Source organism: Clostridium hominis (genome assembly GCF_014287825.1).
In the GTDB taxonomy this organism is placed as follows: domain Bacteria; phylum Bacillota; class Clostridia; order Clostridiales; family Clostridiaceae; genus Clostridium; species Clostridium hominis.
Window position 1 is genome coordinate 638,280 of record NZ_JACOOO010000004.1, and the last position, 11,038, is coordinate 649,317.

At 27.8% G+C, this 11,038-nt stretch carries 13 protein-coding genes and 2 pseudogenes; 4 read left to right on the forward strand and 11 right to left on the reverse strand.

Annotated features, from left to right (window positions below):
* Positions 1-335 precede the first annotated feature (335 nt).
* The 3 genes from H8S20_RS04550 to H8S20_RS04560 all read left to right on the forward strand — a co-directional run bounded on the left by H8S20_RS04550 (position 336) and on the right by H8S20_RS04560 (position 1,560).
* A complete protein-coding gene (locus H8S20_RS04550; protein ID WP_186859405.1) occupies positions 336-824 on the forward strand; it encodes a hypothetical protein in 489 nt (162 codons plus the stop codon).
* Positions 825-956: 132 nt separating this feature from the next.
* Positions 957-1,163, forward strand: coding sequence for a hypothetical protein (locus tag H8S20_RS04555; RefSeq protein WP_186859406.1), 207 nt, complete (start codon positions 957-959; stop codon positions 1,161-1,163).
* 172 nt (positions 1,164-1,335) lie between these two features.
* Entirely contained in the window at positions 1,336-1,560 is a 225-nt protein-coding gene (locus H8S20_RS04560; RefSeq protein WP_186859407.1) for a hypothetical protein, read from the forward strand.
* Between the two features lie 138 nt (positions 1,561-1,698).
* On the opposite strand, the pseudogene H8S20_RS04565 reads toward H8S20_RS04560, so the two are convergent.
* Positions 1,699-2,094 (reverse strand): annotated as a pseudogene (locus H8S20_RS04565) (nucleotidyltransferase substrate binding protein).
* The gene (locus H8S20_RS04570) at positions 2,081-2,371 is read right to left on the reverse strand and encodes a nucleotidyltransferase domain-containing protein (RefSeq protein WP_186859408.1); all 291 of its coding nucleotides are present in this window, start codon (positions 2,369-2,371) and stop codon (positions 2,081-2,083) included. The pseudogene H8S20_RS04565 and the gene H8S20_RS04570 overlap by 14 nt, the downstream one beginning before the upstream one ends.
* 202 nt (positions 2,372-2,573) lie before the next feature.
* On the opposite strand from H8S20_RS04570, the gene H8S20_RS04575 reads away from it, so the two are divergent.
* Positions 2,574-2,912 carry a hypothetical protein gene (locus H8S20_RS04575; protein ID WP_186859409.1) on the forward strand — a complete coding sequence of 113 codons (339 nt, stop codon included), beginning with the start codon at positions 2,574-2,576 and terminating at the stop codon, positions 2,910-2,912.
* Positions 2,913-2,991: 79 nt separating this feature from the next.
* Here the strand turns inward: H8S20_RS04575 and H8S20_RS04580 are convergent, their stop codons facing one another.
* The 9 genes and pseudogenes from H8S20_RS04580 to H8S20_RS04620 form a co-directional block, all read right to left on the reverse strand.
* On the reverse strand, positions 2,992-4,002 hold the full coding sequence (locus H8S20_RS04580) for a sugar kinase (protein ID WP_186859410.1): 1,011 nt from the start codon (positions 4,000-4,002) through the stop codon (positions 2,992-2,994).
* 13 nt (positions 4,003-4,015) lie between these two features.
* A complete protein-coding gene (gene dagF / locus H8S20_RS04585) occupies positions 4,016-4,753 on the reverse strand; it encodes a 2-dehydro-3-deoxy-phosphogluconate aldolase (protein WP_032120129.1) in 738 nt (245 codons plus the stop codon).
* Between the two features lie 14 nt (positions 4,754-4,767).
* Complete coding sequence (locus H8S20_RS04590; RefSeq protein ID WP_032120130.1) at positions 4,768-5,874, reverse strand: DgaE family pyridoxal phosphate-dependent ammonia lyase; 1,107 nt, start codon at positions 5,872-5,874, stop codon at positions 4,768-4,770.
* Between the two features lie 12 nt (positions 5,875-5,886).
* Entirely contained in the window at positions 5,887-6,981 is a 1,095-nt protein-coding gene (locus H8S20_RS04595; protein WP_032120131.1) for an amidohydrolase/deacetylase family metallohydrolase, read from the reverse strand.
* The gene (locus tag H8S20_RS04600) at positions 6,982-8,088 is read right to left on the reverse strand and encodes a DUF871 domain-containing protein (protein WP_032120132.1); all 1,107 of its coding nucleotides are present in this window, start codon (positions 8,086-8,088) and stop codon (positions 6,982-6,984) included.
* Between the two features lie 2 nt (positions 8,089-8,090).
* Positions 8,091-8,354, reverse strand: a complete 264-nt coding sequence (locus tag H8S20_RS04605) for a hypothetical protein (protein WP_032120133.1) — start codon at positions 8,352-8,354, stop codon at positions 8,091-8,093.
* Between the two features lie 41 nt (positions 8,355-8,395).
* A complete protein-coding gene (locus H8S20_RS04610; RefSeq protein ID WP_032120134.1) occupies positions 8,396-9,703 on the reverse strand; it encodes a PTS sugar transporter subunit IIC in 1,308 nt (435 codons plus the stop codon).
* Between the two features lie 155 nt (positions 9,704-9,858).
* Positions 9,859-10,560 (reverse strand): GntR family transcriptional regulator, encoded by a 702-nt coding sequence (locus tag H8S20_RS04615; RefSeq protein ID WP_032120135.1) that lies wholly within the window; start codon positions 10,558-10,560, stop codon positions 9,859-9,861.
* A gap of 140 nt (positions 10,561-10,700) precedes the next feature.
* Positions 10,701-10,874: pseudogene (locus H8S20_RS04620) on the reverse strand (nucleotidyltransferase substrate binding protein); the annotation flags it as partial.
* Positions 10,875-11,038: the final 164 nt, after the last annotated feature.

The window sequence follows — 11,038 nt, forward strand, 5'->3', positions numbered from 1 at the left end:
GTGCTCATCGTTTATACATCGTAGTATATCACTGCCCTTTTATTGCCACAATATTATTTCCTATTTTTCTAACTTTTAGGAATTTTTATTCCATTTATCATATATTTTCAACTCACTACTATTTTAATTAGGAATATTTTTTCCTAATTAACATAAAAGAAGCCATCCATCGTTCATCTCCCTTATTATTTCTTTAAATCATCAAGATAGATATTAAAAACATAATTGTAAAAATATGTTTTTAGTATATATCTTTTTATGTATAATAAATATAATAAGTAATGAATAATTTTATTAAATCGTTCAAGATAAATTAACATATGAGGGGGCTTTCTATGAGTAATCAAAATGATATGGAGAATAAAAATAGTTTAATTAAATTTAATTTTAAGTTTTACCAATTAATTATATTGTTATTTTTAATTAGTTTTATTCCTTTAGTTACTTTTAGTAATAAGGTTATAGGTGGATTATTATTTTCACTTTTAATTTTAATCTTTAACTTTGAATGTGTTTCAAAAGGATATTCTAAGTTAAAGATAGTCTTAAATACTTTTATAGCAACTTTAATATATTATCTGTTTACATTGGTTCAAACTTTCTTTACTTACATAAATATAATTAATGAAATAACTAAGAGAGTTGAAATTTCTACTAGTAACTTTGATATAGGTTTTACACTAGTCAATGGAAAGTTATTAATAATGTTTATACCATTGAGTATTACTTCTCTAATAATTTTTAGGAAAGAGAAATTTGATAAAAAGTTATTTAAATTAGCATTTATCATTAATATGCTTATTTTTACTTCTATTATATATTAAAAAAATATACTAAACTTATAAATTATAGTTTCAATATTGGATTAAAATGATATGAAAATTATTTATTGATAAATCAAATTAAAATAATTTTAAAAAACAATCTTAAAATATTACGTATAAAAGGGGAATGTTATGAGAGGTTTAAAAGAAGTAATTGTTGGTACTGGGGCAATTGTTTGTGGAATATTAATTGAAGTAATAGCAACGTTAGAAAAAACACTATATTGGGCTATCACTGATGGATTTTACCATCGTAATTTTATATATAATTTATCAATTCTATTAATTATAGTAGGGTTAATACTTATTTTTATAGGGTTTAGAAAAAAAGAAATTTAATTAATAATTTTAATCTATTGTTCAACGAAGGATAATTAAGCAAAAGACATAGTATTGCGTAAATTCTATAGATATTAACTTGAAATAAAATGTTAATGATTTTAGTAACTTATATAAGTGTTTTATAGAGACACTCATATATCAAAAATTTAGGGAATTGGAGTGGAAAACTATGAAAGGTAAATTTTTAAACATAAGCATATTTGTTTTAAGTCTTGTTTGTTTACTAATATCACTAAAACTATTTTGGAACATGGGAGTTTATGTTGATGAATTTAATACCTCTCCTGATGTGGTGTTAGGCGGAAACTTATGGCTTATTATGGATTGGATAAGATTAGGGGCTTCAGCACTAATATGTGCTTTATCGGGCATAAACTTATTTAAAAAACACTAATTAGGAATATCTTTTTAAAATTATTCTTTTATGTCAGTAGTTTTACCTATAATTATTTATATCCAAAATAAAAATAGAGATAAATCTTATGCTTATACATAAAACTTATCTCTATATGCTTCTTATATAATCACTAAATCACAATAATTTTTCTAAGTTATCTACTAACTCACCAATAGCATCAACATAATATTTTACAATTCTATTAGCTACTTCATCAGCTAAATTTTCATTATATATATGAGATGTTGAATTTCTATCTTCTAAAAGATTAATCCATACCTTATCATCTGAAATTAAGTTATTAACATAAGCCTTTTAAAATATAGTCCTTGGAAATGAATTTTCTAAAGTTACACCGAGATATTTCATAAATTCTCTAAGTGTCTTATGTGTAAGTTCGTAAGTAAATTCAAATCTTTGAATTAAGCTCTCCCTTATTATATCATCTTTCCCATCATATAAATCACTTACTTCTTTTAGCCTGCTATATGCCTTTTTTAAGTTCATATATTTAAAATCAATACTTCTCATATAGAATAATACCTTCCTTATTAACTTGCTCTATGAATAACTCATCATTAACTGATTTCATATCTGAAAAATCAAATTCTAATAATGTAGTAGTATTATTCTCAATATCTTCTATAAAATCAGATATGGATTCTTCACAATATATAGCTAAATCTATATCACTTCTATCTCCATTATCTCCACGAGCCCTTGATCCAAATAAAATAACTTTATTTATTTTGCTATACTTTTTAGAAATCTCTATTATCTCATTTAATACTATTTTATCTAAATTCATAATTAGCACCTACTACTTTACTTTACCTTTATTATATACCACTACCCTTTAATTATAAACAAATTTACCTATAAATTGTTAAAAACTCCTCTGATGTAAACCCATCATTTGGTTCTACCTTAGAGGGACATATTTCATATATTTAATAAATTTATGAGTAATTGATAAATAAAACAGAAATACTAATTATTGAGGTGATTATATGAAAAAAAGATTTTTTATCTTACTATCTTCATTAATTATAGTTTTAAATTTTATTATATTAACTGCCCATGCTAATGTACCTATTCAACCTGTTGATGCAGTTTATAAACAAGGAATTTATCAAATTAACTCATCTGATATAAATTCCTATAATTTACAATATCAATTCCTAAATCCAGATAAAAATTCTGCAATAATAGTATTAGATCAAAATGCTGACATAGTTTATAAGAATATTAATTGTAATAGAAAATGTAATGCAGGAACTATTACAAATAAGAATACTATTGTTTTAATTACTGATGGTGAAGTTGCTCTTTATTTTACTAAGGAATAATAACTTACAATAAAATAGAATTCCTAAGGCTAATATTACCCTTAGGAATTCTATTTTTATCTAAATATCTATTAATTTGTTATCTTATCAAGTCCATATATATTCCATTTTTTAGTCTTTCAATATCTTCAATCGATACTATAGGACTATCTCCGTAAGTAGTATGTGCTAATACTCCACTACATGTCGCAAACTCAACAATATCATCATCAGCATAATCATTTAATAGTGCATGAATTGCGCCTACTGCAAATCCATCTCCACCACCAACTCTATCATAAATGATAAGATCATAAAGATCACTTAATATAAGCCCATTCTCATTTAGTAAATATCCTTGAATTTGTTGTTCTTCTCCCTGCCCTTTTCTAATTGTTCCTAATATCAGGTCTATTGAGAAAATATCTCTCATTTTTCCAATTAGATACTCTAATTTTTCTTTCTCTTTTAGATTAGAAGGACACTCTATTTCTAATAGTAATTCTGCATCTTTTTCCCCTGCAAAAACAACATCTGCAAGGTTTAACATCTCTATGTACTCATCCTTAGCTAAGGCTCTCTCATTCTCATTCCATAGAGATGGTCTGAAATTACAATCAAATATGACTTTTATTCCACGTTTCTTTGCTTCCTTAGCAAGCATTTTAGCGCAATTTCTAGTATTAGAATTTAAAGCCAAAGATATTCCACATATATGAACTGCATCTTTATCCTCTAATAACTTATTAATATCATAATCTCCTATATCACTTTTACCAAAAGAACTTTCTCTTCTATTCATATAAGTTACTTTTGAAGGTCTTCTCCCAACTCCAACTTCTAAGAAATACATTCCCATATAATCACCTTTAAATGAAATCAACTTATCATTAATACCTAATTTTCTTAGATGATCAGCTGCTGCATATCCTACGCTATTTTTAGGTAAAACTGTTGAAAAATAAACTTCATTACCTAATCTATATAATCCGGATAGTACATTAACTCCAGTACCTGTAAATAAATATTCTAAATTGTTTGTCTGAGTTAATAGCTTATAATCAGGAGGCATTAGCCTCATCATTACTTCACCAAATGCTAATATTTTCATTATATCCCTCTTACTAAGCTATATTTTTCACCATTTTAAGTAGTTCTTTTATATCTTCAACTTTAGTATTACCAGTTTCTTTATCAACTATTGATGTATATACGTGAGGAATAACCTTCTTTACTCCAGCATCAAGAGCTATCTTAACTATTTCTTCAAAGTTAGTTAAGTCAATTCCTCCTGTTGGTTCCATTATAAAGTCTAATTCTGCACAAGCTTTACATACTACTTCATATTCATCTCTAGTTTTTAATCCACCCATTGGGAAATACTTAACTGAGCTACATCCCATATCTTTTAACATTTGAATAGCAGTATTAACTGGAACTATCCCTGCTTCTTCCTTTGAACTTAATGGCCCAGTTGATATCTTAACATATCCTGGCTTTCCACATGGAGATATTAATCCATTTATTAAGGTTTCATTTTGACCTAATAATCCTCTAGTATGTCCGATACCTGTAAATACTTGATTTACGTGTTGTGGTTGAACCTCCTTAGATATATCAGCAACCATTTTCCATTGATTTGGATCTCCAGCACCTAATCCAACAGATACTGCATTATTTATTTCTTTTGCATATATCTTCATATCCTCAACAGCTGCTTCTACTGTTGGATAATTTTTTGAAAGTAATCCTACTAAAACATGACCTTCAGCAGCTTCATATACTTCCTTTGCATTTTCTAATGAATTAGCTAAAACATTTAAACATACTCTATTATTATAAAAATTTGCATTTAAACTCATATTAATTTCTCCTCTTACTTTCCAACTATTTCTCTTATTCTAATTAAAATAAATTCTAACTCTTCATCTGATAAATCTCTTATATCTATCTCGATTTTTCCTTCATTAGCTCTATAATCTCTAGTGTAAATTCTTACATCACCAGTCTTTAACTTTTCTGCAATTTCTAGAGCATTTATATTTAGTTTATCTTCATCAAAGCTAATTAAAGCTCTTATAATAGCTCGTCCTGCAGCATCTTGAACACAAGTTGAAGTAATTCCATCTATTCCATTAAGAACACCATTGAAATCTTTCAATCTTTCTCTTTGCTCATCTAAAGTTAACTTATTTTTATTTACATATAATTCTATGGCCTTAGTAAGCCCTAAGATGTTTTCCTTACCAACTTTCATAACTCTTCCAATACCTTTGCTTTGGTTTTTAAGAGTTTTTATAAACTCTTTTTTTCCAATCACTAAAGCAGATGTTGGTCCTTCAAGTGCCTTTGTTCCACTATAAATTACACAATCAGCACCTTCATTATAATAAACATTTAAATCTTCCTCTGCTGCTGCATCTATAATTACTGGAAGATCATATTTCTTACCAAGCGCAACATAGTCTTTAATTGAAACTATACCTTTTTGTACACAATGATGAGATTTTATATATAATAAAGCTGCTGTATTTTCGTTAATTAAACTTTCAACATGCTCTACCTTACACGCATTAGCATATCCTGCCTCAACAACTACGCCTCCACCCATTTCTACTGCAACTTGCACTGGAGTACCATAATCAACATTATGTCCTTTAGGTAAGATTATCTCTCTTTTTTTGTTATTTTTATTGTGGATATTAAGTATTTCATAAAGATTATCACCAGTTATTGTACTTGCAATACTTTGAGCAATTCCAGATGAAGCACTAGCTACAATATAAGCAGACTCTACATTTAATAATTCACTTATATATTCACCAGTTTTATCTAATAGATCCTTAACTTCAAAGAAATTTGCAGCTCCACTATTCATAGATTCTAAAACCTCAGAGCTTACCCTAGATCCACCTAATATAGTCATTTTACCAGAAGCATTTATTACTTTTTTAACATTATACTTTTCATAAATATTTTCCATGCTATCCTCCAATTAAAGCTTTATATACTTACCATTTATTATAACATCTACCGGTTTAAAGATTTCGTTACTAATTTTAACATTTTTATTTGAATCAATTAACTCAGTTTCAATATTATCTATTGTAAATATAGTAAAGTCAGCTTTTGCTCCTACCTTAATTTCACCAATATTATCTTTTCTAATTGCTTTAGCCGCTTCTTTAGTAACCTTATCAATTATCTGCTCTTTTGTATATCCTACAAGTAATAACTTACTCATAGTAGTTGCAAGATCATATACAGGACCATTTATTCTATTTTTACAGTATATATCAGTGCTAATACAATGACAGTATATATTTTCATCAAAAGCCTTTTTTGTAACACCAAAGTTAAAACTATCAGTTCCATGAGCTAAATCGAATATTACTCCATTGCTATAAGCTTCTTTAACAAAATTTCTTATTTCACCATTTTCATCTAATATTCCATTTTTCTTACCATTAAATATATGTGCTATCATATCTCCTGGTCTTACTCTATCAAATACATCCTTAAGTTCTGGAGGATTAGATCCTATATGAACCATAAGTGGTAAATCATTTTCCTCTGCTGCTTCTAATGCTATATCTAATGGTTTTATCCCATTATTTCCTATAACTGTTTTGCTCATTCTAGCCTTTATACCAACTACAAAATCGCTATACTTATTATAAGCTTCTTTTAAAGCATTTTTATCTAATCTTGAAAGATCAGCTAACTCATCTTGTTCTACTATCCCTGTCTTTGCTATATTTAAGAAGCAATACACATTGGTCTTCTTTTCTCTTGTGTTATTATAAAATTCTTCAACTGTATCAGCTCCAACAGTTCCAGCATCTACAACTGTTGTTACTCCTTTTTTATATCCAATTTCATCAGGATCATCTGAATATAGCTTGTACTTATTAAAACAATGTGTATGAACATCTATCCATCCTGCTGAAATATATTTTTCACCCTTTAAGTCAATTACTTCTTCATTTTCATTTATCTCTATATCTTTACTAACCTTGGTAATTATTCCTTCAACTATTTCTACATCTATTACTTCGTCTGTTATTAGTTTTCCATTTTTTATAATCATCTAACTCTTACTACCTTTTTTATATTCTTCAAAAATAAATTTACTCCAAGGTTCAATAAAATCTAATAAAATCTTCTCTTCTTCTCTAACTCTTCCAACTAAATTTTTTCTGTTATCACCACATGCTCTTAAAGCAATTTGTAGCTCACCTTTATATTTTCCAAAATCATTATTACCAATAAGTACATCTCCTCTTTTGAAAATAACATCATTATCATGATTTTTTATATCATATTTACCATATTTTTTTCTTACTTCTGTACTTCTTACTACTTCATGAGTGATATCTCCTCTTCTGTAGTGTTGTTCATCAAATATTATAGTCTTTTCAACATCTGATACATTATCAACTAACTCTACTGCTAATTCCACTTGGTATCTATTAACCTTAGAAAGTCTTTCTAACTCTTCTTCACTTGCATAAGCATTACCAATTATTACATCATCAATTAATCCTGTTGCAAATAAATGTTTAGCTTGCACCTCGACCGGTAAGCTTCTATGATCCTCTAATGTACATAATCCATCATTTATGTTCCATGGTCCAATTTCAGCTGTTTGAGAATTTATAAATGCAGCTGTTCTTACTCCATATTTTTTAAATCTTTGTGAACACTTAACAAAGAAATCATACGGTAAAGCTGTTCCTTTTTGAGGATAAAAATTATGACATCCATATATAAATGGAGTATTTGGTTTATAAGTCATTATGTTATCAATATAAGCAACATCATTACTCATGTTAATCTCAATCTTCATACCATATTTATTGAAAGATAACATTGCTTCTTTAGCTCCATCAAAACCTAAGTCAAGTCTAATTCCACTAGCTCCAAGTTCATTGAAGAAACTTAAATCATCATAAGAAATCCCTAACTTATCAAATATATTAGGTGCTATATCTAAAATAACTTCAAATCCTCTTTCCTTTGCATACCCTATTATTTCAGAAAACTCTCTTCTAATTTCATCTTTAGGCTTTTCTACTGAAAGCATACACATAAAAATTCTCTCAAATCCATACTTATGTGCTAAATCTACATATTCTTTATCCTTATCCATAGTAGAATGCTCTGGATAAATGGATATTCCTAATCTTCTATTCATCTTTATCCCTCCATTACTATCGACGGCTTATGTCTAAAATATACTGTTATAAATGACCCCATAATAATACTTCCATAAATTAGAACAAAAAATAGAGAAGGTATTAAAACTACAACTGTAAGTAATATAAATTCATATATGACACATAAACCTAAAACCTTACCTAACTTCATTTTAGGCTTGTTCTTTTTAAACCTTCTTTCTAACAATATATTGCTTATAAAAAAGCAAATTATCATAAATACAAATGTAAAACTTCTAACCATAATTATTATAGGAAGGGGATACCCCCTTCCTTCCTCCTATATTAAGCAATTTCAGCTTTAATATCACTTTCTGATTCTTTTTCTAATTGTTGTTTTTCAACCATCTTAAAGAATGGATAGTATATAACTACTGATATTACAAAGTTTACAATAACAAGTGCACCAGCCATTAGAGACCAGTCAGTACTCATAACAGCTGCTATTGGACCTGGTATTGTAAATGGTAATCTTGCCATTAACATAGGTATAAAATCTGATACTGTTAAGAAGTATGATAAAGTAGTTATAACCATTGGAGCTAATATAAATGGTATTGCTAATATTGGATTCATAACTATTGGCGCTCCAAATATTATTGGTTCATTTATATTAAATAATCCTGGTAAGAATGATAATTTTCCTAATGTTTTTAAGTACTTAGATTTAGATGTTAAGAATAATACAACAAGTGCTAAAGTTGCTCCTGCTCCTCCTATCCATATAAACCATTGTAAAAATTGCTCTGTAAATATATTTGGTAATTCTGTTGCTGCTACTCCTGACGCAAATGCATCCATGTTTTCAGCTATAGCCATATCCCATATAGGTCTTATTACAGGTCCCATTATCGCTGGTCCGTGTATACCAAGTACCCAGAAGAATGTAATTAAGAATACAGTTAAAAGTCCACCAAATAAGCTATTTCCAGCTAATATATCTTTTAAAGGCATTAATAAAGAACTTATTACCGAATTAATATCAAAATTTAAGAAATGTCTAATAACCCAGAATAAAAGTATTACTACTAGTGCTGGTGTCATTGCCATAAATGAATTTGTAACCTCTGGAGGTACTCCATCTGGCATTTTTATAGTTATATTTCTTTGCTTCATTATTCTATAAATTTCAACTGCTATTATTGAAGCTACAATAGCCCCAAATAAAGATGAAGAGCTTAAATTAGCAATATTTAAATATCTTCCTGTTCCGATAACTCCCTCAACAGCTTCAGTAACCTGAACTGGTACTATTGAAGAAATAAGAAATGCTACTGTTGCAAGCATACCACCGCTCACTTCATCAAGCTCATAAGATCTTGAAAGTGCTGCACCTATTCCATATGATGCATATAAAGCTAAGATACCTACAGTAAATCTAAAAGGTACATCTATTATACTTTTATATGGTGCAATAAATTCTGCATACCCATCTATTGGTATGTTTAATAATATAACAAAAAATGACCCTACAATTGTTAGTGGTAAAGTTGCCACTATACCTTTTCTAATTGAACTCATGTGTCTTTGATTACTAAGCTTATACGCTACTGGCATTAACTTAGAATCAATCCAGGTTAATAATTTTTCCATCCTCTTTCCCTCACTTTATTAAATATGATTACAAAACGATTATAACATTATAATGTTTTATTGTAAACATTATAATGTTATATTTTTTTAAAATGTTTACATAGGTATAAAATAAAAAAGATGCTTCACTTTTTATTCTGAAACATCTTTCTTATCTATACATAATAATTAATTACGTAATTATGGATTTTAGTATTATATTCTGCAATTGATATCTCAATTACTTCACCTTTATTATTAAGAGTTTTTCTCTTTCTTCCAAGTAATGGCCCTTCAGTCAAGTTTAGCTCTTCAAGCACAGCTAATGACGGATAGTCTATAAAAAACTCATCATGGAATTTATTTATATATAGACCACTTTTATAAAGTGCCATGTAAACTGATAAATCATTTCCATCAGTATTTTCCTCTATCATTGTTGATGATGGAACATAGTGAATAAAATGTATATACGGCTTTCCGTCTAAATAATATACTCTTTTAATCTTATAACACTTATCTCCAAAATGTTTATACATCTCATTTTGAGGTTCAAGATCTATCTTTTCTATTTCAGTCTTCTCTTTCCTTACTTGAAAACCTTCTTTATTTAATATATTTGAAAATGACTCTCCTTTAGATAATTTGTTAAAAATACTGTTGCTTATAACAGTTGTTCCTTTTCCACTTCTTTTAACTACATACCCATCAGATTCTAGCATTTCGATAGCTTTTCTTATAGTTATTTTACTAACCTCAAATTCTCTTTCCAATTCTGTTTCTGTAGGTATCAAATCACCTATCTTATAAACTCCATTTATTATTTTTTCTTTTATAACTTCCATTACCGTTATGTATAATGGTGCCCCTTTATTCATATATATCAACCCTTTTTTCTTTTATTATCAATCTAGGTGAATTATAGCATAAGCGTAATTTACCTTCAATAAAAATAGAGATAAATCTCATGCTTATACATAAAACTTATCCCTGTATATTTCTAATTTCCATATTAAAATCACATTAATTTTTCTAAGTTATCTACTAATTCACCAATAGCATCAACATAATATTTTACAATTCTATTAGCTACTTCATCAGCTAAATTTTCATTATATATATGAGATGTTGAGTTTCTATCTTCTAAAAGATTAATCCACACTTTATCATCTGAAATTAAGTTATTAACATAAGCCTTTTTAAATTATTATATTTAAACTCAATACTTCTCATATATAATAATACCTTCCTTATTAACTTGCTCTATGAATAACTCATCATTAACTGATTTCATATCTGAAAAATCAAATTCTAATAATGTAGTAGTATTATTCTCAATATCTTCTATAAAATCAG